Source organism: Paenibacillus caseinilyticus (assembly GCF_027533645.1).
In the GTDB taxonomy this organism is placed as follows: Bacteria; Bacillota; Bacilli; order Paenibacillales; family NBRC-103111; genus Paenibacillus_G; species Paenibacillus_G caseinilyticus.
The window spans coordinates 37,584-59,948 of the sequence record NZ_JAQAGY010000034.1 but is presented as its reverse complement, the minus strand read 5'-3'; the positions used below and the strand labels follow the sequence as shown (position 1 = coordinate 59,948).

Annotated in this window: 25 protein-coding genes, 1 rRNA gene and 1 other annotated feature; all 26 genes read left to right on the top strand. The window is 51.6% G+C overall.

The window, feature by feature from the left end:
- Nucleotides 1-38: 38 nt before the first annotated feature.
- The 26 genes from rrf (at nucleotide 39) to O9H32_RS30635 (ending at nucleotide 22,198) form a co-directional block, all read left to right on the top strand.
- A 5S ribosomal RNA gene (gene rrf / locus O9H32_RS30760) occupies nucleotides 39-155 on the top strand.
- Nucleotides 156-459: 304 nt separating this feature from the next.
- Nucleotides 460-921 carry a CtsR family transcriptional regulator gene (locus O9H32_RS30755; RefSeq protein ID WP_269869905.1) on the top strand — a complete coding sequence of 154 codons (462 nt, stop codon included), beginning with the start codon at nucleotides 460-462 and terminating at the stop codon, nucleotides 919-921.
- A 55-nt stretch (nucleotides 922-976) separates the two neighbouring features.
- Complete coding sequence (locus O9H32_RS30750) at nucleotides 977-1,495, top strand: UvrB/UvrC motif-containing protein (protein ID WP_269869904.1); 519 nt, start codon at nucleotides 977-979, stop codon at nucleotides 1,493-1,495.
- 27 nt (nucleotides 1,496-1,522) lie between these two features.
- The gene (locus tag O9H32_RS30745) at nucleotides 1,523-2,590 is read left to right on the top strand and encodes a protein arginine kinase (protein WP_269869903.1); all 1,068 of its coding nucleotides are present in this window, start codon (nucleotides 1,523-1,525) and stop codon (nucleotides 2,588-2,590) included.
- A gap of 59 nt (nucleotides 2,591-2,649) precedes the next feature.
- Nucleotides 2,650-5,094, top strand: coding sequence for an ATP-dependent protease ATP-binding subunit ClpC (gene clpC / locus O9H32_RS30740; protein ID WP_269869902.1), 2,445 nt, complete (start codon nucleotides 2,650-2,652; stop codon nucleotides 5,092-5,094).
- Nucleotides 5,095-5,269: 175 nt separating this feature from the next.
- Complete coding sequence (radA, locus tag O9H32_RS30735) at nucleotides 5,270-6,637, top strand: DNA repair protein RadA (protein WP_269869901.1); 1,368 nt, start codon at nucleotides 5,270-5,272, stop codon at nucleotides 6,635-6,637.
- Nucleotides 6,638-6,648: 11 nt separating this feature from the next.
- Nucleotides 6,649-7,731: a DNA integrity scanning diadenylate cyclase DisA gene (gene disA / locus O9H32_RS30730; protein WP_269869900.1), complete on the top strand. Its 1,083-nt coding sequence runs from the start codon at nucleotides 6,649-6,651 to the stop codon at nucleotides 7,729-7,731.
- A gap of 76 nt (nucleotides 7,732-7,807) precedes the next feature.
- The gene (pssA, locus tag O9H32_RS30725) at nucleotides 7,808-8,539 is read left to right on the top strand and encodes a CDP-diacylglycerol--serine O-phosphatidyltransferase (RefSeq protein WP_269869899.1); all 732 of its coding nucleotides are present in this window, start codon (nucleotides 7,808-7,810) and stop codon (nucleotides 8,537-8,539) included.
- A 159-nt stretch (nucleotides 8,540-8,698) separates the two neighbouring features.
- Nucleotides 8,699-9,793, top strand: a complete 1,095-nt coding sequence (locus O9H32_RS30720; RefSeq protein WP_269869898.1) for a PIN/TRAM domain-containing protein — start codon at nucleotides 8,699-8,701, stop codon at nucleotides 9,791-9,793.
- Nucleotides 9,794-9,887: 94 nt separating this feature from the next.
- On the top strand, nucleotides 9,888-10,595 hold the full coding sequence (gene ispD, locus O9H32_RS30715; RefSeq protein ID WP_269869897.1) for a 2-C-methyl-D-erythritol 4-phosphate cytidylyltransferase: 708 nt from the start codon (nucleotides 9,888-9,890) through the stop codon (nucleotides 10,593-10,595).
- Entirely contained in the window at nucleotides 10,592-11,074 is a 483-nt protein-coding gene (gene ispF / locus O9H32_RS30710) for a 2-C-methyl-D-erythritol 2,4-cyclodiphosphate synthase (RefSeq protein ID WP_269869896.1), read from the top strand. Before ispD ends, ispF begins: the two co-directional genes overlap by 4 nt.
- A 78-nt stretch (nucleotides 11,075-11,152) precedes the next feature.
- Nucleotides 11,153-12,604, top strand: a complete 1,452-nt coding sequence (gene gltX, locus O9H32_RS30705; protein WP_269869895.1) for a glutamate--tRNA ligase — start codon at nucleotides 11,153-11,155, stop codon at nucleotides 12,602-12,604.
- A 438-nt stretch (nucleotides 12,605-13,042) separates the two neighbouring features.
- Nucleotides 13,043-13,699 carry a serine O-acetyltransferase gene (gene cysE / locus O9H32_RS30700; RefSeq protein ID WP_269869894.1) on the top strand — a complete coding sequence of 219 codons (657 nt, stop codon included), beginning with the start codon at nucleotides 13,043-13,045 and terminating at the stop codon, nucleotides 13,697-13,699.
- The gene (gene cysS, locus O9H32_RS30695; protein ID WP_269869893.1) at nucleotides 13,696-15,093 is read left to right on the top strand and encodes a cysteine--tRNA ligase; all 1,398 of its coding nucleotides are present in this window, start codon (nucleotides 13,696-13,698) and stop codon (nucleotides 15,091-15,093) included. Before cysE ends, cysS begins: the two co-directional genes overlap by 4 nt.
- Nucleotides 15,094-15,110: 17 nt before the next feature.
- Nucleotides 15,111-15,560 (top strand): Mini-ribonuclease 3, encoded by a 450-nt coding sequence (locus tag O9H32_RS30690; protein WP_269869909.1) that lies wholly within the window; start codon nucleotides 15,111-15,113, stop codon nucleotides 15,558-15,560.
- Nucleotides 15,557-16,315, top strand: a complete 759-nt coding sequence (rlmB, locus tag O9H32_RS30685; RefSeq protein ID WP_406627432.1) for a 23S rRNA (guanosine(2251)-2'-O)-methyltransferase RlmB — start codon at nucleotides 15,557-15,559, stop codon at nucleotides 16,313-16,315. Before O9H32_RS30690 ends, rlmB begins: the two co-directional genes overlap by 4 nt.
- Nucleotides 16,316-16,329: 14 nt before the next feature.
- Nucleotides 16,330-16,845 carry an NYN domain-containing protein gene (locus O9H32_RS30680; protein WP_269869892.1) on the top strand — a complete coding sequence of 172 codons (516 nt, stop codon included), beginning with the start codon at nucleotides 16,330-16,332 and terminating at the stop codon, nucleotides 16,843-16,845.
- A gap of 114 nt (nucleotides 16,846-16,959) precedes the next feature.
- Nucleotides 16,960-17,604 carry an RNA polymerase sporulation sigma factor SigH gene (gene sigH / locus O9H32_RS30675; protein ID WP_014372566.1) on the top strand — a complete coding sequence of 215 codons (645 nt, stop codon included), beginning with the start codon at nucleotides 16,960-16,962 and terminating at the stop codon, nucleotides 17,602-17,604.
- A 424-nt stretch (nucleotides 17,605-18,028) separates the two neighbouring features.
- Entirely contained in the window at nucleotides 18,029-18,178 is a 150-nt protein-coding gene (rpmG, locus tag O9H32_RS30670) for a 50S ribosomal protein L33 (protein ID WP_014372565.1), read from the top strand.
- Nucleotides 18,179-18,196: 18 nt separating this feature from the next.
- A complete protein-coding gene (secE, locus tag O9H32_RS30665) occupies nucleotides 18,197-18,409 on the top strand; it encodes a preprotein translocase subunit SecE (RefSeq protein ID WP_013921179.1) in 213 nt (70 codons plus the stop codon).
- A 26-nt stretch (nucleotides 18,410-18,435) separates the two neighbouring features.
- Nucleotides 18,436-18,969 (top strand): transcription termination/antitermination protein NusG, encoded by a 534-nt coding sequence (nusG, locus tag O9H32_RS30660; RefSeq protein ID WP_269869891.1) that lies wholly within the window; start codon nucleotides 18,436-18,438, stop codon nucleotides 18,967-18,969.
- A gap of 43 nt (nucleotides 18,970-19,012) precedes the next feature.
- The gene (rplK, locus tag O9H32_RS30655; protein WP_269869890.1) at nucleotides 19,013-19,438 is read left to right on the top strand and encodes a 50S ribosomal protein L11; all 426 of its coding nucleotides are present in this window, start codon (nucleotides 19,013-19,015) and stop codon (nucleotides 19,436-19,438) included.
- Nucleotides 19,439-19,551: 113 nt separating this feature from the next.
- Entirely contained in the window at nucleotides 19,552-20,244 is a 693-nt protein-coding gene (gene rplA, locus O9H32_RS30650; protein WP_269869889.1) for a 50S ribosomal protein L1, read from the top strand.
- Nucleotides 20,245-20,310: 66 nt separating this feature from the next.
- Nucleotides 20,311-20,467: a sequence feature (ribosomal protein L10 leader region), on the top strand.
- A 105-nt stretch (nucleotides 20,468-20,572) separates the two neighbouring features.
- Complete coding sequence (gene rplJ / locus O9H32_RS30645) at nucleotides 20,573-21,085, top strand: 50S ribosomal protein L10 (protein ID WP_269869888.1); 513 nt, start codon at nucleotides 20,573-20,575, stop codon at nucleotides 21,083-21,085.
- Nucleotides 21,086-21,142: 57 nt separating this feature from the next.
- A complete protein-coding gene (gene rplL, locus O9H32_RS30640; RefSeq protein ID WP_269869887.1) occupies nucleotides 21,143-21,505 on the top strand; it encodes a 50S ribosomal protein L7/L12 in 363 nt (120 codons plus the stop codon).
- 96 nt (nucleotides 21,506-21,601) lie between these two features.
- Complete coding sequence (locus tag O9H32_RS30635) at nucleotides 21,602-22,198, top strand: class I SAM-dependent methyltransferase (protein ID WP_269869886.1); 597 nt, start codon at nucleotides 21,602-21,604, stop codon at nucleotides 22,196-22,198.
- The last annotated feature ends 167 nt before the right edge of the window (nucleotides 22,199-22,365 follow it).

The following is a 22,365-nucleotide window of genomic DNA, read 5'->3' as shown; positions in this document are numbered from 1 at the left end:
GAAAGACCGGTGTATCCTGGCAGATACATCACAAACCGTTTGGTGATGATGGCGGAAGGGAACCACGCGTACCCATCCCGAACACGAACGTTAAGCCTTCCAGCGTCGATGGTACTTGGACCGTAGGGTCCTGGGAGAGTAGAACGTCGCCAAGCAACTATAGAACCCCTTTAGATGTTTTCATCTAGAGGGGTTCTTTTTGCACTCAATTTGGGGAATAATGAACTTAGAAGCATCATCAACTTAGAGCTGTGGCATGGCAGACCTGTTGCAATCTTGTGTAAATCTGCTATAATGTATTCAAAGTCAAAGAAAGTCAAAGTCAGTGATCTTGGTTAATTGTGAGGAGTATACTGTTGTGCTTATGTCGCAAGTTCACTGTGCGTACCTCATCACTTGTGCCTAAATAGGCACCGTAGGCGTTTTTCTTCGTATACTTAGCCTTTGGAGGTCGAATGGATGCGTAATGTTTCAGAAATGATCGAACAGTATCTGAAGCAGGTATTGCAGCAGAGCCCCGATGGCGTGATCGAGATTCAGCGCAACGATCTGGCAGATCAGTTTCAATGTGTGCCCTCCCAGATTAATTATGTAATTAGTACCCGTTTTACGCTCGAGAAGGGATACGTTGTCGAGAGCAAACGGGGAGGCGGGGGCTACATACGAATCCAGAGGATCGAGCTTCATTCTCATGGTGCGGTGCTCGATCATATTTTCCAAACCATCTCGACACACATGGATCAAACCGCTTCAGAAGGCTTATTGTATCAGCTCGAAGAAGGTGGATTCATAACGACACGGGAGGCCGGCATCATGAAGGCGGCAGTGGCCCGTGAAGTAATTGCATTGAAACTGCCGGCGAGAGACGAACTTCGAGCCCGGATGCTGAAAGCGATGCTCATTGCATTACTAAGCAAATAAGTTCATGAATGTACCATGCGGCACTGCCTATGGCAGTTGTAAAGGAGGGAACCGGATGCTTTGTCAGGAATGCGGAAAAAAGCAGGCAACTCTGCATTTTACAAAAATCCTGAATGGTGAAAAAACGGAGTTTCACATTTGTGAATCCTGTGCGAGGGAAAAGGGAGAACTGATTCCAGGCACGCCTAACGGCTTCTCGATTCACAATCTGCTCAGCGGGCTTCTGGATTTCGAACCGTCAACCCATAGTACAGCAGCAAGCAAGCCTCAGCCCACGCGTTGTGAGCATTGCGGGTTAACCTACAGCCAATTCAGCAAGGTGGGACGATTCGGCTGCAGTGAGTGCTATAAGCACTTCGGAGACAAACTGGACCCGCTCTTTAAAAGAGTGCATGGCAATATCGTCCATACGGGGAAGGTTCCAAGGCGCTCGGGAGGGTTAATTAAGTACAAACGAGACATCGACCAGTTGAAGAAAGACATGCTGGTTAGCATAGAGAATGAAGAATTCGAGCAGGCGGCTCAGATTCGGGATCAAATCCGTGAACTGGAGAAGAAGGTTGCCGAAGGGTAACCCGCTTATGCCGAAGGAGGAATGCATATGACGGAAGCGAGCCGTTTCACCCAGCATGCTCTGAGTGAATGGATGAGGGGAGAAGGGCCTGATTCGGATATCGTCATCTCCAGCCGGATCCGTCTTGCCCGTAATATCCGGGCCTACCCTTTTCCCATGCTTGCAACGAACGGACAGTCCAAAGAGGTTGCAGAGCTGGCCGCTAAGGCGATGGACAGTGAAGAACTGAATACCATCTCGCGCTTTACGCTGCTGCCTCTTGCCGATCTTGACGAGCTTGAGCGACGCGTACTTGTGGAGAAGCACTTGATCTCCCCGGCACTGGCCAATGAATCGAGGAATGGATCCGTTATTCTTAGTGATAATGAGTCGATTTCGATCATGGTGAATGAAGAGGACCACCTTCGAATACAATGCTTGTGCCCGGGCTTTCAGATCAAGGAAGCATGGGATTTGGCCGGACAGATCGATGATGTGTTCGAGTCTCAACTGGAATACGCCTTCGATGAGAAGCGTGGCTATATGACAAGCTGTCCGACGAATGTGGGAACGGGGATTCGGGCATCGGTGATGATTCATCTTCCCGCGCTTGTTTTGACGCAGCAGATTAACCGGATCCTATCAGCGATTACCCAAGTTGGACTCGCGGTCAGAGGTTTGTACGGAGAGGGAAGCGAGGCCCTCGGGAACTTGTTCCAGATCTCCAATCAGATTACCTTAGGGCAGTCGGAAGAAGAGATTATTGATAATTTGTACAGCGTGGTTCGTCAGATCATAGAGCATGAGCGTGCAGCGCGGCAGAAGCTTGTGTATGAGACGCGGCCCAAAATCCTGGACCGGGTAAGCCGCTCTTATGGGGTGCTGTCCTATGCAGCCATCATGGATTCGAAGGAGGCAGCCCAAAGGCTCTCCGACGTCAGGCTCGGGATTGACCTTGGTTTCATCAAGAATGTATCTCCGCATGTGCTAAATGAGCTGCTGGTTATGACGCAACCCGGTTTTTTACAACAAACAGCAGGAGAAAAGCTTACTCCTGAAGAAAGAGACATAAGAAGGGCTCAGCTTATCCGTGAGAAAATCTCGGAAACCGGCTGAATCGCTGACTTAGTAATGAAACTACCTTATTCGTTATACCAACCATGGAGGTGTTATACATGATGTTTGGCAGATTTACGGAACGCGCACAGAAAGTGTTGTCTTTGGCTCAAGAAGAAGCGGTACGCTTGGGACATAACAATATTGGGACGGAGCACATCCTGCTCGGCCTGATTCGCGAAGGCGAAGGGATTGCGGCGAAAGCTTTGATCGCTCTGGGACTCGGTTTGGAGAAAATCCAGGATGAGGTGGAATCCCTTATCGGCAGAGGCCAAGAACAACCTTCGAATATTGCCTACACTCCACGTGCCAAGAAGGTCATCGAATTGTCGATGGACGAGGCCCGCAAGCTGGGACATACGTATGTGGGGACGGAACACATCCTGCTCGGTCTGATCCGTGAAGGAGAAGGCGTAGCTGCACGTGTGCTCGGTAATCTTGGAGTGAGTCTAAACAAGGCTCGCCAGCAGGTGCTCCAGCTGCTTGGCAGCAGCGAAGTAGTCTCGCCGAATCATGGTAACTCGGCCAATGTGAATACACCTACGCTGGATGGCTTGGCCCGCGATCTCACCTCCTATGCGAAGGAAGGCAATTTGGATCCGGTCATCGGCCGCAGCAAGGAGATTGAGCGTGTCATCCAGGTGCTCAGCCGCCGGACCAAGAACAATCCGGTTCTTATCGGTGAACCGGGTGTTGGTAAAACCGCGATTGCTGAGGGGCTTGCCCAGAAGATTGTCGCTAACGAAATCCCCGAAACGCTTCGTGACAAACGCGTCATGACGCTGGATATGGGGTCGGTCGTGGCCGGTACAAAGTACCGTGGTGAGTTTGAGGACCGCCTCAAAAAGATCATGGATGAAATTCGTCAAGCAGGGAACATCGTACTGTTCATCGATGAGCTGCATACGCTGATCGGTGCAGGGGGAGCGGAAGGCGCGATCGATGCCTCCAATATCCTGAAGCCGGCCCTAGCCCGCGGGGAGCTGCAGTGCATCGGGGCCACTACGCTTGATGAATACCGCAAATATATTGAAAAAGACGCAGCGCTGGAGCGCCGCTTCCAACCGATTACGGTCGATCAGCCGTCCCCGGATGAAGCGATTCAGATTCTTCATGGTCTGCGTGACCGTTACGAAGCGCATCACCGCGTGAAGATTACCGATGAAGCGATTGAACAAGCAGTGAAGCTGTCGGACCGTTATATCACGGACCGCTTCCTGCCGGACAAAGCCATCGACTTAATCGATGAGGCCAGCTCCAAGGTAAGGCTCCGCTCTTACACGGTACCACCGGATCTGAAGAAGCTCGAAAGCCGCTTGGAGGATATCCGCAAGGAGAAAGACGCTGCGGTGCAGAGCCAGGAGTTCGAGAAGGCTGCTTCCCTTCGCGATACGGAGCAGAAGCTGCGTGAAGAACTGGATCTGACCAAGAACGAGTGGAAAGAAAAGCAGGGCCGTACGGACTCAGAGGTTACACCAGATGATATCGCACAGGTGGTGGCTAGCTGGACCGGCATTCCGGTCGTGAAGCTGGCCGAGGAAGAAACCCAGCGTCTGCTGCAGATGGAGTCCATCCTGCATGACCGGGTGATCGGCCAAGACGAAGCGGTCAAGGCAGTCTCCCGTGCTATCCGCCGCGCAAGAGCGGGCCTCAAGGATCCGAAGCGTCCGATGGGTTCCTTTATCTTCTTGGGCCCGACAGGCGTAGGTAAGACGGAACTGGCTCGAGCTTTGGCTGAATCCTTGTTCGGCGATGAAAACTCGGTCATTCGTATCGATATGTCGGAGTACATGGAGAAACACTCTACCTCCCGTCTCGTTGGAGCGCCTCCAGGATATGTCGGCTATGAAGAGGGCGGCCAGCTTACCGAAAAAGTACGCCGCAAGCCTTATTCGGTAGTCTTGCTCGACGAAATCGAGAAGGCCCATCCTGAAGTATTCAACATCCTGCTGCAGGTACTGGAAGACGGCCGTTTGACGGATTCCAAAGGCCGCACGGTGGATTTCCGGAATACGTTGATCATTATGACGTCCAACGTAGGGGCCGATGTCATTAAGAAAAACTCGACGCTTGGATTCACGGCGACGATTGATGCCGGTAAGGAATACGGCAATATGAAGGATAAAGTGATGGGCGAGCTCAAGAAAAGCTTCCGTCCGGAGTTCCTGAACCGGATCGACGAGATCATCGTGTTCCATTCTTTGGACGAAGGCCACATCGGCCAAATCGTGTCTCTGATGGCGGAAGAGCTGCGTAAGCGTCTGAAGGAGCAGGAAGTGGACTTTATCCTGACCGATTCAGCCAAAGCATTCCTGGCCAAAGAAGGGTACGATCCTACCTTCGGTGCGAGACCGCTGCGCCGGGCAATTCAGAAGCACATCGAAGACCGGTTGTCCGAAGAGCTTCTCCGCGGCAATATCAACAAAGGCGATACGCTCACCATTGATGAGAAAGACGGAGATTTGATCGTGGAACGTACGCAAGGCGTCACTACACAGGCATAAGCGTTCTCTGCACGTTTGAATGCTAAGCGTGTCCGTTTTAGATACAAAGGAAGCTCCTGTAGTCCACGTGTTGGCTGCAGGGCTTCTTTTTTTGCGTATAGGCAACGCAAGGGTTTTCAAGCCATGGGAAACCATGGTAAACTTTGTAATGGAACTGAAAGGCAGTGATCACAACATGGCAAAGACCAAGACGAAGTTCTTTTGTTCGGAGTGCGGATATGAATCGCCGAAGTGGCTGGGTAAATGTCCCGGTTGTCAGGCATGGAATTCATTCGTGGAGGAAATCGAGACGGTATCCAAGAGACGGGGATTCCATGGCGGATCCGCGGAGAAGAAAGAAAAGGCCGTTTCCATTATAAACATAGAAAGCAGTGAAGAAGAACGCATCGTCACGGAGAACCGTGAACTGAACAGGGTACTCGGGGGAGGAATCGTTCCAGGCTCCCTGATTCTGGTAGGCGGCGACCCAGGGATCGGTAAGTCCACGCTCCTGCTCCAAACTTCCTACGAACTCACTAAGCAGGATTGTAAGGTACTGTACATCTCAGGCGAGGAATCGATACGCCAGACTAAGCTGCGTGCGGATCGCCTTCAGGCCATTTCACCCCTGCTCTTTGTCCTGTCCGAAACCAACGCACAGTTCATCGAAGCGGCAATCGATGAAATTCGCCCGGATTTTGTCGTCATCGACTCCATACAGACGGTCTATCATCCTGCGGTTGAATCCGCACCGGGGAGCGTATCGCAGGTCCGGGAATGCACGGGCCATTTCATGAGGATAGCCAAGGGCAAAGGTATAGCCACCGTGCTCGTTGGCCATGTTACCAAAGAAGGAGCCATTGCCGGCCCCCGTATGCTGGAGCATATGGTCGACTGCGTGCTATATTTCGAAGGAGAACGGCATCACTCGTACCGTCTCCTTCGGGCAGTCAAGAACCGCTTCGGCTCGACGAATGAAATCGGAATCTTCGAAATGCAGGAATCGGGGCTCGTGGAGGTGAGCAATCCTTCGGAGCTATTCCTCTCGGAACGCCCGCTCGGGGTCGCCGGCTCGACGGTAGTAGCTTCCATGGAGGGTACACGTCCGGTCCTGGTCGAGCTGCAGGCGCTTGTCTCCCAGACGAACTTTCCATCCCCGCGGCGTATGGCTACAGGGTATGATCACAACCGGGTTGCGCTAATTATTGCAGTCTTAGAGAAGCGTATGGGGATGTTTCTCCAGAACCAGGATGCATATCTGAACATTGCCGGGGGCGTGAAGTTGGATGAGCCGGCCGTGGACTTGGCTGTAGCCGTAAGCATAGCTTCCAGCTTCCGCGACCAGCCTACGCAACCCTTCGATGTGATCATTGGCGAGATTGGTCTCACAGGCGAGGTAAGGGGCGTCTCCCGGGTCGACCAGCGGGTCCGTGAGGCGCAGAAGCTGGGTTTCAAGCGGATCATCCTGCCGCACAAGAGCCTCAAGGGATGGACACCCCCCGCGGGGATCGAGATTATTGGCGTGAACACCGTAGCCGAGGCGCTATCGGCTGCTTTAGTATAGGAGGGACACCCTTGAGCAACAAGGAAGAAGCCAAACGGGATGTAATGAGCCAGCTCCTGCAGCTTGTTGCGCCGGGAACACCTTTCCGGGACGGACTGGAGAATGTCCTGCGGGCGAAGACAGGCGGGCTGATCGTAGTCGGTTACAGCCCGGAAGTTATGGAGATTGTCGACGGCGGCTTCTCCATCAACTGCGACTTTTCACCGAACTATTTGTATGAGCTGGCCAAGATGGACGGCGCCATTATTTTAAGTGAGGATCTCAAGCGGATTCTTTATGCCAATACACAGCTGATCCCGGACTCCTCTATCTCTTCGACCGAGACGGGGATTCGGCATCGGACTGCGGAACGGGTAGCCAAGCAGACTCACAAGCTGGTGGTATCCATCTCTCAGCGGCGGAATGTCATCACACTGTATCAAGGCACGCTTAGGTATGCATTGAAGGATATCGGCGTGATCCTGACCAAAGCCAATCAAGCCATCCAGACGCTGGAGAAGTACAAATCCGTTCTCGACCAGGGGATGACGAATTTGGCTGCATCGGAATTCGAGGAGCTGGTCACACTTCACGACGTAACGGGTGTTATTCAACGGGTCGAGATGGTTCTGAGGATTAAGGCGGAGATCAAGCGCTATATTAACGAACTGGGCAATGAAGGACGCCTGATTTCGATGCAGTTGGAAGAATTAGTAGGAAATACGGAACTCGAAGCGTATTTGCTCGTAAAAGATTATATCAAGGAACCTAGCGAAGAGAAAATCCGCGAAGTACTCGCCACCTTAAAGCGTTTGGCTACAGACGAGATGCTGGATCATTCGCATATCGCCCGGGTACTCGGATATCCTCACGCTACGGGAAGCGCCGAGGAGAGCGTGTCTCCAAGAGGGTACAGGGTGCTGAACAAAATTCCTAGACTTCCTGCTGTTATCATCAATAATTTGATTGAACGATTCAAGACGCTGCCGCATCTTATGATGGCCACCATTGAAGAACTGGATGAAGTGGACGGCATAGGTGAGGTGCGTGCCCGTGCCATTAAGGAAGGTCTCAAGCGGATCCAAGATCAGGTACTCATTGACAGACATATCTAAAGTGCATACAATCAGAGGGTAGCCTAATATAATACGGAGTATTAGGGTACAGTATAACCAGAGGTGGAGCCAACTAATGATAACAAAATCCCTGCCGAACGTATTTACCGTCGGGAACCTGTTTTTAGGAATCATCGCAATTATCATGGTGTTTAATAATAAACCGGAGCTGGCGGCCATTATGGTCATCGTAGCCATGCTTCTGGACGGTCTGGACGGACGAGTAGCACGCGCACTCAACGCTCAGAGCGAGTTTGGTAAAGAACTGGATTCCCTGTCCGATGTCATCTCGTTTGGTGTAGCCCCCGCTTTTATCATGTACGTAGTAGCTTTTACCGAAATGAACGCTGCAGCCGCTTGGATTGTAACAGCCATCTTCCCGATCTGCGGCGCGCTCCGACTGGCCCGATTCAATGTCGTTGCAGGTACGCCGGGCTACTTCATCGGTCTGCCGATTCCGGCAGCTGGCGGCGTCCTGTGTACGCTGGCCTTGTTCCATAAAGAACTGAATACGATCGTTCTCGTGCTCTCCACGCTGCTGCTCTCTTACCTAATGGTCAGCACCGTGAAATACCCGAACTTCAAGAAAGTCGGTATTCCGAAAGCCGCGATCTGGATTACGCCCGTTGTTGTCATTGCCGCTGTGGTTGTGGCCGTTCAATTCCCGGGTACGTTATCCAAAATGATTTTTGTACCGCTGCTTCTCTACGCGCTGTACGGCCTAAAAAAAAACGTTGATCGACTCTTCTTCCTCGGCCGCCGAAGAAAAAAGAAAGAAGAAGCTGAGTCGAAAACCACTACGATTTAATGTTTTTGTGACGGCGGATGTACCATACTCGTCGGTTTCCTTTCAGGAAACCGGCGTTTTTTTATTTTCTGGAAGCAAGCAGGATTAGGCAGGAAGGTTTTGGTTCATAATTGTAACGAGAGGCAATCAAATGATATGGAATTGATGGAGGTGAAGTCTATGATGAAGAAAGGGTTCCAACTTCTGTTTTCAGTTATCGGCGGTGTGCTGGGTGTTCAATGCAGTGATATGATCGGAATTCCGCTTTTTGACGTCATAGCATCCGTAACGGGTTTGGAAGTAAGCGGAGAAAAGGTTTGGATGTTCGTGCTCGGGGGGCTTCTGTTCGGAGCGCTCAGCGGTTGGATCTATCGCAGCCTGCTTCAGCTGCTACAGCAAGGGGAAGAACAAATCACGAATGTACCGGTTACAGACCTTATGGCCGGTTCGGCAGGCATGGTTATCGGACTCGTCGTTTCTTCCGTACTGCTCTATCCATTGGAGAGGACGGGGGCGCTGAACCCGCTGCCCTTGATGCTCTGTGTCGCCGTGATGACGTATGCCGGCTTCCGGTTAGGCCGGGCCAAGAAGGATGAATTTGTTGCCTTCGTGGAGAACAAACGCAAAGATCGCAGCCGGGGCAATCAGGGAGAAGCCAAAGGCTTCGAGGAGCATAAAATACTGGATACCAGCGTGATTATCGACGGCCGTATCGCAGATATATGCAAAACCGGCTTTATTGAAGGCACGCTCGTGATTCCCGAGTTCGTACTTGAAGAACTTCAGCATATTGCGGACTCCTCGGATCTGCTGAAGCGCAACCGGGGTCGGCGGGGGTTGGATATTCTGAACAAAATTCAGAAAGAGCTTGATGTGAAGGTGTTGATCTACGAAGGGGATTTTGACGAGATCTCCGAAGTGGACAGCAAGCTGGTTCGCCTCGCCAAGGTCCTGCAGGGCAAGGTTATCACCAATGACTTCAACCTCAATAAGGTATGCGAGCTGCAAGGCGTATCGGTGCTCAATATCAACGACCTGGCCAACGCAGTAAAGCCTGTGGTGCTGCCAGGTGAAGAGATTCTGGTGCAAGTGATTAAAGACGGTAAAGAGCACGGTCAAGGCGTTGCTTATCTGGACGATGGTACGATGATCGTAGTCGAGGGAGGCCGAGACTTTATTGGTACGACGCTCGATGTGCTTGTGACCAGTGTTCTGCAGACGTCCGCCGGACGAATGATCTTCGCCAAGCCGAAGCTATTGGAAAAAGCGCTCTAATCCGGTATGATAGAGTGGATGCGCTTAGGATGCTCGCGTCTCGGCATTCGCCGGCCGCAACGCCTAAAGCCAAGAACGATGGCAGGTGGACAAGATGGCGGATAAGCTCGGAATCATCATCGTCGCGGCGGGCCGCGGATCGCGGATGGGAACGAAGGAAAGCAAGCAGTATTTGCTGCTGGACGGCAAACCCATTATCGTACATACGCTGGAGCAGTTCGAGAAGATAAGTGCGGTGGAGGAAATCGTATTGGTCACCGGCAGGGAAGACCTCCAGCGCTGCAGTGCTTACGCGGCTCAATACGGACTATCGAAACTGAAGCATATTATACCGGGGGGAAAAGAAAGGCAGGACTCCGTGCACCAAGGGCTGCTTGCCTTGGATGCATCGACAGAATGGGTAATGGTGCATGATGGGGTAAGGCCATTTGCCCATGAGGACCATGTTCTCGCCTGCCTTCAGCGGGTCAAAGAAACGGGCGCGGCCGTATTGGCCGTTCCGGTGAAGGATACGATCAAGGTCGTCCGCCAAGACGGAACGATCGAATCTACCCCCGACCGAAGCAGCTTGTGGGCGATCCAAACCCCGCAGGCTTTTCGCTTTGCTCTGCTGCTCGAAGCCCACGAGAAGGCGCAGCAGGAAGGGTTCCAGGGGACAGATGATGCGATGCTGGTCGAGTGGCTGGGCCATGATGTCTCCGTGGTACCTTCGGATTACTATAATATCAAGATTACGACGCCGGAAGACCTGCCTTGGGCGGAATGGATCCTGCGTCAGGCGAGAGGAGAGGTGTCACAATGATACGAGTGGGTCAAGGATTCGATGTGCATCAATTGGTAGAGGGGCGTCCCTGCATTATCGGCGGCGTGAACATCCCCTACGACAAAGGGCTGCTCGGTCATTCCGATGCGGACGTCCTGCTTCATGCGCTAAGCGATGCCATCCTGGGCGCCCTGGGGCTCGGGGATATCGGCAAGCACTTTCCGGATACGGACGCCGCCTTCAAGGATGCGGACAGCTACGTACTGCTCGAACAGGTATGGGGCCACGCGAAGGCGGCGGGGTACCGGCTTGGCAACACGGATTGTACGATTATTGCCCAGCGTCCTAAGATGGCCCCGCATATTCCGGCGATGGTGGAGCGGATCGCCACAGCGCTTGAAGCGGAGACCTCTCAAGTGAATGTCAAAGCGACGACAACGGAGCAGCTTGGGTTCACGGGCCGGGGAGAAGGGATCGCGGCACAGGCGGTTGTTTGTTTAATTCGAGATGTGCTATGATAACAAATAAACTTTGGACAGGTATATCCTTCTAGCAGCGCGGAAAGCGCGGCGGAAGGCCGGGAGGAGAGACGGGGAATGGCTGAGTTTCGGGTAAGGTATGCTCCAAGTCCCACGGGACACTTACATATCGGCGGGGCAAGAACGGCTCTGTTCGATTATTTGCTTGCGCGTAAAGAAGGCGGCAAGTTCATCATCCGCTTCGAGGACACGGATCAAACGCGGCATTTGGAGTCGGGGATCGGCAGCCAGCTTGACGGTCTGAAGTGGCTGGGGGTCGACTGGGACGAGAGCGTGGATGTCGGGGGCCCCTACGGTCCTTACCGGCAGACGGAGAGGCTGGATTTGTACCAGCCATACGTAGAGCAGCTTCTGCGCGAAGGCAATGCGTACCGCTGCTACTGTTCGGAGGCGGACCTGGAGCAGGAGCGGGCAGCCCAGGAGGCGGCGGGGCAAATGCCAATGTATTCCGGACGCTGCCGTAACTTGACGACTGAGCAGGTTGCCGCATTTGAAGCGGAAGGCCGCAAGCCGTCGATTCGCTTCCGTGTGCCGGAGAACAAGACGATTTCGTTCGTAGACCGGATCCGCGAGCAAGTGGAGTTCGAGACGAATGGCATCGGTGACTTTATTATCGTACGTCCTGACGGGATCCCAACATATAACTTTGCCGTTATCCTGGATGACCACCTGATGAAGATCAACTTGGTCATACGCGGGGAAGAACACCTGACGAATACGCCGCGTCAGATCATGATGTATGAGGCGCTTGGCCTTCCCGTACCGGAGTTTGCCCATCTGGCCTTGATTCTGAATCAGGACCGCAAGAAGATGAGCAAGCGGGATGAGTCGATCATCCAATTCATCGAGCAGTACCGCGAGCTTGGGTACTTGCCGGAAGCCGTCATGAACTTTATTGCGCTGCTCGGCTGGTCGCCGAAAGGGGAAGAAGAGATCTTCACCAAGGAAGAACTCATCGCCCAGTTCGATCTTGACCGGGTATCGAAGAGTCCAGCGGTATTTGATATGGATAAGCTGAATTGGATGAACAATGCCTACATCAAAAAGACCGACACAGCCCGGATCGTTGGGCTAGCGCTGCCTCATCTGCAGCAGGCTGGACGGCTGCCGGAGGAGCTTACGGCAGAACAGCAGCAGTGGGCACACTTCCTGATTGGACTCTATCAAGAGCAGCTGAGCTACGCGGCTGAGATCGTGCCGCTCTCGGAGCTTTTCTTCCGTGAGGATGTCCGATTCGATGAAGAAGCCCAGGCTATGCTGGGCGAAGAACATGCACCCGTAGTTCTTCGCAGCTTCTTGGACAAAGTGGAGGGCGCCGCCGAATTCAGCGTGGATGCGCTCAAAGGGCTGATCAAAGCCGTACAAACCGAAACGGGCTACAAGGGCAAGCAGCTCTTTATGACCATTCGCGTAGCTCTTACAGGACAAATGCATGGACCCGATCTCAATATGACGCTCTTCTTGTTAGGGCGGGATACCGTGGCGGCCAGGCTGAAGAAGTTATTGTAATAGGGTTTGATTTCCGATATACTGACAATAACATTTTCGACATCATAGTCCGTGGCGACGAACGGGAAAGTACGCAGAGGGCAGGATTATCAGAGAGAGCGACCGGTCCGCGGGACCTGGCTGCAAGTCGCTCAATCCTCCTTCTGACGGAAGTGCACCCGGGAGCCGTACAGACGATCTGCCTGCGAGCATTCAAGCTGCAGAGGCAGGGTAGTCTGTGCCGTGACGTTCACGTTACGAACGATGAAGATGGGAAGGCTGTGCCTTGGGGGATTCCTCCGTTGCCAGTCCAGCCCAAGCAGAGTGGAACCGCGCTTCGAACGCCTCTGCAGCCTTAATAGGCTGTAGGGGCTTTTTTTTATTGGCCCGGCGTCGGGGAGGCGGTAGGGTCTGACTTGATTCGATGGGTATAAGGGCGGGGAAAGTGGGGATGCTGGTATGTTTAGGAGAATGAAGGAAGACATTGCAACAATCTTCGAGAACGACCCTGCGGCTAGAGGCTGGTTCGAAGTCGTGTTCACGTATGCTGGCCTGCATGCCTTATGGGCGCATCGAATCGCCCACTGGTTCTATCGGAGCCGCTGGTTCACCGTGGCGCGAGTGATTTCCCAAGTCAGCCGCTTCATGACGGGGATCGAGATTCATCCCGGCGCCACGATCGGCCGGCGTTTCTTCATCGATCACGGGATGGGTGTGGTCATCGGCGAAACCTGCGAGATTGGTGACGATGTGCTGCTCTATCATGGGGTAACGCTTGGTGGAACAGGCAAAGAGCGGGGCAAGCGCCATCCGACCATCGGCAATAATGTGGTCATATCGGCAGGTGCCAAAGTGACCGGATCCTTCACGGTGGGGGACAACTCGCGGATTGGTACGAATGCGGTGGTTCTCAGCGAAGTACCTCCGAACAGCACGGTAGTCGGCATTCCGGGCAGGATTGTCAAACGGGACGGTGTCAGAGTAGGGCGTCTGGAGCACGACAAGCTGCCCGATCCTGTCGTAGATATGTTCCGTCAGACGCAGCAGCAAATCGATGAGCTGAAGATGGAGCTCGAAGCCATGAAATCCACAAGCGGAGAGAAGGTAACGAAATGACGCTGAAGATTTATAATACGATGTCCCGAACCAAAGAAGAATTTAAGCCTCTCGAGCCCGGACAAGTGAAAATGTATGTGTGCGGACCTACCGTATACGATTATATTCATATCGGCAATGCGCGTCCGGTTATTTTCTTTGATGTGGTACGCCGTTATTTAGAGTCAATCGGATATCAAGTGACCTATATAGTCAATTTTACCGATGTTGATGATAAGCTGATTCGTAAGGCTGCGGATATGGGAATGACCGTACCCGACTTAGCGGATCTGTTTATCCAGAAATACTACGAGGATACGAAGGGGCTTGGAGTGAGGGAAGCCACGCTGCACCCTAGGGTCACGCAGAACATGACCGAGATTATTGATTTTATAGCCGGGCTCGAGGAGAAGAATCTGGCGTATGAAGCGGGCGGCGATGTGTACTTCCGCACCAAGAATTTCCCCGACTACGGCAAATTGTCTCACCAAAATCTGGAAGAGCTGCAATATGGTATCCGGGTCGATGTAGACGAGCGCAAAGAAAATCCGCAGGACTTTGTACTGTGGAAGTCAGCCAAGCCAGGCGAGATCTCCTGGTCCTCCCCTTGGGGCGAAGGACGTCCGGGATGGCACATCGAGTGCTCGGCCATGGTCCGCAAATTCCTGGGTGATACGATTGACATCCATGGCGGCGGACAGGATCTCGCGTTCCCTCATCATGAGTGTGAGATCGCACAGTCCGAGGGTATGACCGGTCATGCTATGTCGAACTACTGGATGCACAATGGCTTCGTGAATATCAACAATGAGAAGATGTCGAAGTCTCTCGGCAACGGTATCAATGTGAACGGACTCCTGCAGACGATCCCCGCGGAGGTCATCCGCTACTTCATGCTCTCAGGACACTACCGCAATCCATTGAACTTCAGCGATGAAGCCGTAGAACAGGCGAAGGGCAGTCTCGCTCGTCTCGAGAACTGTATTGCGGGGCTTAAGCACCGTCTTCAATCGGCCGTAGAGGGAGAACCGGAAGCAGAAGTAGCGGAAGCAACCCGTGCGGTGAAAGAACAGTTTGAATCCAAAATGGATGATGACTTCAATACGCCGGATGCGATTACGGCGATGTTCGAGCTGGTGAACTTCGCGAATCCGTATGCTGCACGAGCTACGGTACATGCGGCTTCCTTGCAGCTGCTTCTGGAGCAATTTGCGGCGATGGATAATGTGCTGGGCATACTAACACCGGAAGATGAGGGACTGCTGGATGACGAGGTCGAGCAGCTCATTATCGATCGGACCGAGGCACGTAAATCTAAAAATTGGGCGCGTGCGGATGAAATCCGTGACCTGCTGACAGCACGGGGAATCCTGCTGGAAGACACGGCACAGGGAATTCGCTGGCGCCGAAAATAGGGGATTATCCAGTGAGAATGACCGAAGTGGAGCTGGGGGAAGGGCTCTTTGCTTTCCCTCCAGCTAAAGAACCGCGGCTGTTGAACCCGCTAGTACTGGCGTACATGGGGGATGCCATATATGAGGTATATGTGAGACAGTATGTCGTCTCGCAAACCAACCACAAGCCGAATCACATGCATAAGACTTGTACCCGTTATGTGTCGGCCAAGGCACAGGCGAAGGCGCTCGAGCGTTGGCTGCCGCTGCTCGATGAAGAAGAAACGGATATTGTCAAGCGCGGGCGCAACGCCAAGTCGGGGTCGTCCGCCAAGAACGCGGACATTCTGGAGTACCGGCACAGTACTGCATTTGAATGTCTCATCGGTTACCTGTATTACTTGGGAAGGTGGGACCGGCTGCAAGAACTGCTCCGGTTAACACTGGAATCTGGGGAAGCTGTGCCAAAAGGAGAGGGGGAAGCATGATGGAAGAAGAGAAGGATGAGGATATCATCGGCGGGAAACATTCCGTAATGGAGGCTCTGCGTTCAGGGCGTTCCATTAATAAAATTTGGATAGCTGAGGGAGCACAAAAGCAGGTTATTGCACCTATTTTGACCGAAGCCAAAGCGCTCGGTGTTATCGTGCAGTCTGCGGATAAACGGAAATTGGATACTCTTGCACCGGGCTTACAGCATCAGGGTGTAGTCGCTCAGGTAGCGGCATATGCCTATGTGGAAGTGGAGGACCTCATTGCACGTGCCCGCGAGAAGGGCGAGGAACCTTTCCTGCTGCTCCTTGATGAGATAGAAGATCCGCATAACCTGGGGTCGATTCTGCGTACGGCAGACTGTACCGGGGTTCACGGTGTGATTATTCCGAAGCGACGCTCGGTGGGATTGACGGCAACGGTGTCCAAAACCTCTGCCGGAGCAGTGGAATATGTACCGGTAGCAAGAGTTACGAATTTGGCTCAGACGATAGAATTTCTGAAAAAAGAAGGGATCTGGATCGCAGGAGCAGATGTAGGAGCGACCCAGCCTGTGTTCCAGACCAACTTGAACCTTCCTCTTGCCATTGTGATCGGTAACGAACAGAAGGGGATAGGACGTTTGATTCGGGAGAAATGCGATTTTCTCCTGAAGCTTCCCATGTCCGGCAGTATCAATTCTCTTAATGCTTCCGTTGCCGCAGGGGTATTCATGTACGAAACCGTGCGGCAGCGGATGGCTGCCCGCTAAAGCGGAGAAGCGCTATGATTCAAGAAATACTGATCGTGGACGGTTACAACATCATCGGAGCCTGGCCGCAGCTGCAGCGGCTGAAGGACATTCGTCTAGAGGAAGCGCGCGACAGGCTGATCGAGATCATGGCGGAATACCAATCCTTCTCAGGGATGAAAGTGATTGTGGTTTTTGACGCATACTATGTACCGGGGCTTGGCGGCAAGTATTTGCAAAGCCGGCTTCCGGTGTATTATACGAAGGAAAAGGAAACGGCGGACGAGTTAATCGAACGGCTGGTTATCGCTCATGTAGGCCGGCGCAAACAAGTGTATGTAGCTACCTCGGACATGACGGAACAGCATGTTATTTTCGGCAAAGGAGCCTTCCGCATCCCTGCTTCCGAATTGCTGGTCAAGGTTCGTGCCGCACGCCAAGATATCCGGCGCAAGATTGAAGAGGATACGGAGCGCAGAACGAATCCCTTTGACGGAAAACTGGACAAGGACACACGGGACTTGTTCGAGAAGTGGAGAAGGGGCCATTAGGGCGGGGTTCTTATCTGTCAGAAAAAGGTTTTTCTTCAGGGGATTCGGTTGACGATCGCAGATTACATAATGTATACTAATCCTATCTTTCAAGCGTAGGCCGGGGGGATTGTGGTGAGTGTCGACCTCAAAGAGTTGAGAATGTCCGAATACGACCTCAAGGCAGACGAAGATATTGTCGAAGCGGTCCGAGAAGGGGACAGTGACGCACTGGAATACTTGATCAACAAGTATAAGAATTTTGTACGCGCCAAAGCGCGTTCTTATTTTCTTATCGGTGCCGATCGCGAAGATATCGTGCAGGAAGGCATGATTGGCTTATATAAAGCAATACGTGACTTTCGGGGCGATAAGCTTGCATCCTTCAAGGCGTTTGCCGAACTATGCATCACCCGTCAGATCATTACGGCCATTAAGACGGCTACCCGCCAGAAGCATATTCCGTTGAATTCGTATGTATCGCTGGACAAGCCTATTTATGACGAAGATTCCGATCGCACGCTGCTCGATGTGATCTGTGGATCCCGGGTTTCCGATCCGGAAGAATTGATCATCAATCAGGAAGAGTTCAGCGGTCTGGAAGACAAGATGGGGGAAATTCTGAGCGATCTGGAGCGCCGCGTACTCATGCTTTATCTGGACGGAAGGTCTTATCAAGAGATTGCCGTCGACCTGGATAGGCATGTGAAGTCGATCGACAATGCGCTGCAGCGGGTCAAACGCAAGTTGGAACGATATTTAGAAGTACGGGATGCCTAAAGTACGCACCTTGCAATTTACTCTGCAGGGTGCTTTTTTATTTTCAACATCCTTGATTAATATAAGCCTAGGCGGAGGGCCGTGGTAGTATCTGCTTCCATTATAGAATGTTTGTTCGTCCCTGACAAGAGCGGAACGCCCTGAGATTTTGGGAATCTTTGTTTAAAAATATCGTTCCCCGTACATACTGAACGGCAAGGGACGGATGCTTACTTTCTGCTTTTTTCTTGACATGGAAAAGGGCGTATGCTAAAGTATTCAGGTAGCCTTAGAGACGAAAGGCGTTTTTTTGCTGGTTTGATAAATCTGAAGCTTGCTACTTCATTTTTATTAGATTTTTATTCCACGCAAGTGGAAGAAGCAAAGAACGATTACTCTAGTATCATAAGGTAAATTTAGAGGCTGGTCCGTAGGAGGTGACATCATGCGGGTGATCATCACGCTAGCGTGCACGAACTGCAAGCAAAGAAACTATACGTCTTCCAAAAATAAGCGCAACCATCCCGACCGCATGGAGTTGAAGAAATATTGCAAGTTTTGCAATGAACAAACGGCTCATCGCGAGACTCGCTAGTTTTCTGGAGGTGTAGTTGTGTCCTTTTTGGCTAGAATGAAGCAGGGATTCGGCAACACATTTTCTTTCTTCGGCGATGCCTGGGCAGAGTTGAAGAAAGTGAAGTGGCCTACCCGTAAAGAGCTCACTACCTATACGCTAGTTGTGTTGTTTACGGTCATCTTCGTGACGGTGTACTTCTACGTGTTAGACTTGGGCATTTCTGAGCTGCTTCGCCTCGTGTTTGAATGATGATGACTACAGGTGGCGCTATGGAAATGGAAAAAAGATGGTACGTCGTACATACCTACTCCGGGTATGAAAACAAGGTGAAGGCAAATTTGGAGAGACGCGTTGAATCCATGGACATGAAGGACAAGATCTTCCGTGTTCTCGTACCCATGGAAGAAGAGCTTGTGAACAAAGACGGTAAGAAAAAGACGGTTATGCGTAAAGTATATCCGGGATATGTTCTTGTGGAGATGATCCAGACGGACGATTCTTGGTATGTTGTGCGTAATACGCCTGGCGTTACCGGGTTTGTTGGTTCGACCGGTTCCGGATCGAAGCCAACAGCGCTGCTTCCTGAGGAAGTAGACTCTATTCTCAAGCACATGGGGATTGAGGAACCGAAACCGAAGATCGATTTCGAACTCAAAGAAACCGTGCGCGTGAAAGTCGGTCCTTTTGCGAACTTTGTCGGGTCCGTAGAAGAAATTCTCGTCGACAAAGCCAAGTTGAAGGTTCATGTCAACATGTTCGGCAGGGAAACTCCGTTAGAGCTTGATTACAACCAGGTTGAGAAACTTTAGGTTGTAGAGAGTCTGCCATACTACGGATGAGGGGGTGTCACACATGGCAAAAAAGGTAATCAAGATGGTGAAACTGCAGGTTCCTGCAGGGAAAGCGAATCCGGCGCCGCCAATCGGTCCGGCACTTGGTCAAGCAGGCGTGAACATCATGGCTTTCTGCAAAGAGTTCAACGCTCGTACAGCTGATCAAGCTGGTCTGATCATCCCGGTTGTAATTTCGGTGTTCGAGGACCGTTCGTTCACGTTCGAGACGAAAACTCCACCGGCTGCTGTTCTGCTTCGCGTTGCTGCTGGAATCGAAAAAGGTTCCGGTGAGCCGAACAAGAAGAAAGTAGCAACGGTTAAGCGTTCGAAAGTTCGCGAAATCGCTGAACAAAAAATGCCTGACCTTAACGCTGCAACTGTTGAAGCTGCAATGCGTATGGTTGAAGGTACAGCTCGCAGTATGGGCGTTGTAATCGAAGACTAATCGGTACTCTATTCTTTCTTGAAGATATAGAATCGTTAGTTTCGGTGCCGCCGTTGCAGGGCGTGCAATCAGTGGGAGGATATTCCGCTAATACCACTTAGGAGGACAAGATTGTGGCAAAACACGGTAAGAAGTACTTGGAAGTTGCCAAGCAAATCGATGCTGAAGCATTCTACGAGCCGGCACAAGCGATCGAACTCGTAAAGCAAACAGCACGTGCTAAATTCGACGAAACTGTCGAAGTAGCAGTACGTCTCGGCGTTGACCCGAGGAAACAAGACCAAGCTGTTCGTGGTGTAGTTGTACTGCCTCACGGCACTGGTAAAACAAAGCGTGTACTGGTATTCGCTAAAGGGGAAAAAGCAAAAGAAGCGGAAGCTGCTGGCGCTGACTTCGTAGGCGATCAGGACATGATCAACAAAATTCAGCAGGGCTGGTTTGACTTTGATGTCTGCGTAGCTACACCGGACATGATGAGTGAAGTGGGTAAGCTCGGCCGTATTCTCGGTGGTAAAGGTTTGATGCCTAACCCTAAAGCGGGTACAGTTACATTTGATGTAACTAAAGCCGTTCAGGAAATTAAGGCAGGTAAAATCGAATACCGTCTCGATAAAGCCGGTCAAATTCACGCGCCAATCGGCAAAGTTTCCTTCGATGCCGAAAAGCTTGCTGAAAACTTCAAGGCACTGATTGATGCGCTGAACAGAGCGAAGCCTGCTGCAGCTAAAGGTGTATACCTGAAGAACGTGGCAGTATCCTCGACCATGGGCCCTAGTGCTCGTGTGAACGCAGCGAATCTGCGTTAGGATTAGTTTGGGAGTTGACTTTTCTAGTCATCCATGCTAACCTATGCTAGGTTGCTAAGAAGAACTAACAAACGAATATGCTTACCGTAGACAGCAGGTGCCTTTGGGCTTAATTTCCTGCCGAGGTGTTATGATATAAGTTCGGTATTCTTTGCTCTCGAGCGCAAGAATAGTTGAATCATCATGCCTTCGCTAGTCTGCGAAGGCATTTTCGCATTTATGCGGAAATGCCGGCAGATAGGCGGGCACTAAGCCCTCGGGATTCGATTCCATGGTAAGTTTTCACAGGATGTCAGTTTTCTAACGAAAACTTGTAGGAGGTGCAAAAATGGCAAATGCAAAAGTAATCGAGCTGAAATCGCAACAAGTATCGGATGTCTCCGATAAGCTGAAAGCTAGCTCCTGCTCTATCGTTGCTGACTATCGTGGTCTGAACGTTGCTCAAGTGACTGAGCTCCGCAGACAACTTCGCGAAGCGGGCGTGGAATTCCAAGTTCTGAAGAACACGCTGGTACGTCGCGCGACAGCATCTGCTGAACTGTCCGAGCTGGATGAATTCCTGACTGGACCTACAGCGATTGCGTTCAGCAAAGACGACATCATTACTCCAGCGAAAATCCTTACGGATTTCGCGAAGAAGAATGATAAGTTGAGTGTGAAGGCAGGCGTAGTTGAAGGCAAAGTAGTTGACTTCAACCAAATTAAGGCACTGGCTGAGCTCCCATCGAGAGAGGGTCTTCTGTCCATGCTCCTCAGCGTGCTCCAAGCTCCTATGCGCAACTTCGCCCTTGCGGTTAAAGCTGTGGCTGAGAAGCAAGAAGGCGGCGCGCAAGAAGCGTAAGTTTTTTGAAATCAATGAATTACCCAATACTTTAGGAATAATAATGGAGGTTTAACCATGAGCAAAGAGCAAATCTTGGAAGCCATCAAAGGCATGACCGTACTCGAACTGAACGATCTGGTTAAAGCAATCGAAGAAGAGTTCGGCGTAACAGCAGCAGCTCCTGTGGCTATGGTAGCTGGCGGCGGCGCAGCAGAAGTAGCAGAACAAACTGAATTCGACGTAATCTTGAACAGCGCTGGCGCTTCCAAGATCAACGTTATCAAAGTTGTTCGCGAAATCACTGGCCTGGGTCTGAAAGAAGCAAAAGACCTGGTAGACAATGCTCCAAAAGCACTGAAAGAAAAAGTAGCTAAAGAAGAAGCTGAAGCGGTTAAAGCGAAGCTTGAAGAAGCAGGCGCATCCGTAGAAGTGAAGTAATTTTGATTCACCGACGACCCCTTGCAGAGGCATCCTCTCAAGGGGTTTTCGCATTGAGGAAGATCGGTCACTGGAGAAGGGAAAGGAGAGAATATATTGTCAGAGCATTACTATGCCGCCAAGCCGAGCGCAAGCCATGACTTACATAAAATCGAAGAGAATCTGCGTGGGCACAGCTACACATTCATCACCGATGCAGGCGTGTTCTCCAAAAAGGGTGTGGATTACGGATCGAAGCTGCTGGTGGAAACTATGGATTTGCCGGCAGATGCCCGTGTATTGGATGTAGGATGTGGATACGGCCCTATCGGAATAACGGCAGCAGCATTAGCGGGACGCGGTCAAGTAACTATGGTCGATATCAATGAGCGCGCAGTGGAGCTGGCCAGGCAGAATGCAGAGCGGAATGGGATTCGTAATGTAAAGATCTTGCAAAGTGATCTGTTGGCGGAAGTCATGGAAGAATCGTTTGATGCTGTACTCACGAATCCTCCGATTCGTGCAGGAAAGGAAACGGTCCACCGGATCTTCGAGCAGGCGCATGCAGTGCTTGTGGAAGGAGGCTCCTTATGGGTGGTTATTCAAAAGAAGCAGGGGGCTCCCTCAGCAGTGACCAAGCTGGAGAGCCTCTTCAGGGAAGTGGCGGAAGTCGAACGTGACCGGGGATATTGGATTCTTAAGGCGACCAAATAGAATGCTTTTGATTAAAGAGTTCTTGATAACCTAGTGCTGCAGTAGATTGGCTTTTTTATGCATAACATTTTGGGATATTTGTTGACTTGGGTTGCCCAGTGTGATATCATAATTAAATGTCAGCATTAGGATTGGGATATATGTCTTTAGTTTACTAAAATGTCAAG

Bases quoted from the DNA above. Each gene is read 5' to 3' on its own strand.
- O9H32_RS30755 (WP_269869905.1), top strand. From the start codon at position 460: ATGCGTAATGTTTCAGAAATGATCGAACAGTATCTGAAGCAGGTATTG.
- O9H32_RS30750 (WP_269869904.1), top strand. From the start codon at position 977: ATGCTTTGTCAGGAATGCGGAAAAAAGCAGGCAACTCTGCATTTTACA.
- O9H32_RS30745 (WP_269869903.1), top strand. From the start codon at position 1,523: ATGACGGAAGCGAGCCGTTTCACCCAGCATGCTCTGAGTGAATGGATG.
- clpC (WP_269869902.1), top strand. From the start codon at position 2,650: ATGATGTTTGGCAGATTTACGGAACGCGCACAGAAAGTGTTGTCTTTG.
- radA (WP_269869901.1), top strand. From the start codon at position 5,270: ATGGCAAAGACCAAGACGAAGTTCTTTTGTTCGGAGTGCGGATATGAA.
- pssA (WP_269869899.1), top strand. From the start codon at position 7,808: ATGATAACAAAATCCCTGCCGAACGTATTTACCGTCGGGAACCTGTTT.
- O9H32_RS30720 (WP_269869898.1), top strand. From the start codon at position 8,699: ATGATGAAGAAAGGGTTCCAACTTCTGTTTTCAGTTATCGGCGGTGTG.
- ispD (WP_269869897.1), top strand. From the start codon at position 9,888: ATGGCGGATAAGCTCGGAATCATCATCGTCGCGGCGGGCCGCGGATCG.
- ispF (WP_269869896.1), top strand. From the start codon at position 10,592: ATGATACGAGTGGGTCAAGGATTCGATGTGCATCAATTGGTAGAGGGG.
- gltX (WP_269869895.1), top strand. From the start codon at position 11,153: ATGGCTGAGTTTCGGGTAAGGTATGCTCCAAGTCCCACGGGACACTTA.
- cysE (WP_269869894.1), top strand. From the start codon at position 13,043: ATGTTTAGGAGAATGAAGGAAGACATTGCAACAATCTTCGAGAACGAC.
- cysS (WP_269869893.1), top strand. From the start codon at position 13,696: ATGACGCTGAAGATTTATAATACGATGTCCCGAACCAAAGAAGAATTT.
- O9H32_RS30690 (WP_269869909.1), top strand. From the start codon at position 15,111: ATGACCGAAGTGGAGCTGGGGGAAGGGCTCTTTGCTTTCCCTCCAGCT.
- rlmB (WP_406627432.1), top strand. From the start codon at position 15,557: ATGATGGAAGAAGAGAAGGATGAGGATATCATCGGCGGGAAACATTCC.
- O9H32_RS30680 (WP_269869892.1), top strand. From the start codon at position 16,330: ATGATTCAAGAAATACTGATCGTGGACGGTTACAACATCATCGGAGCC.
- rpmG (WP_014372565.1), top strand. From the start codon at position 18,029: ATGCGGGTGATCATCACGCTAGCGTGCACGAACTGCAAGCAAAGAAAC.
- nusG (WP_269869891.1), top strand. From the start codon at position 18,436: ATGGAAAAAAGATGGTACGTCGTACATACCTACTCCGGGTATGAAAAC.
- rplK (WP_269869890.1), top strand. From the start codon at position 19,013: ATGGCAAAAAAGGTAATCAAGATGGTGAAACTGCAGGTTCCTGCAGGG.
- rplJ (WP_269869888.1), top strand. From the start codon at position 20,573: ATGGCAAATGCAAAAGTAATCGAGCTGAAATCGCAACAAGTATCGGAT.
- rplL (WP_269869887.1), top strand. From the start codon at position 21,143: ATGAGCAAAGAGCAAATCTTGGAAGCCATCAAAGGCATGACCGTACTC.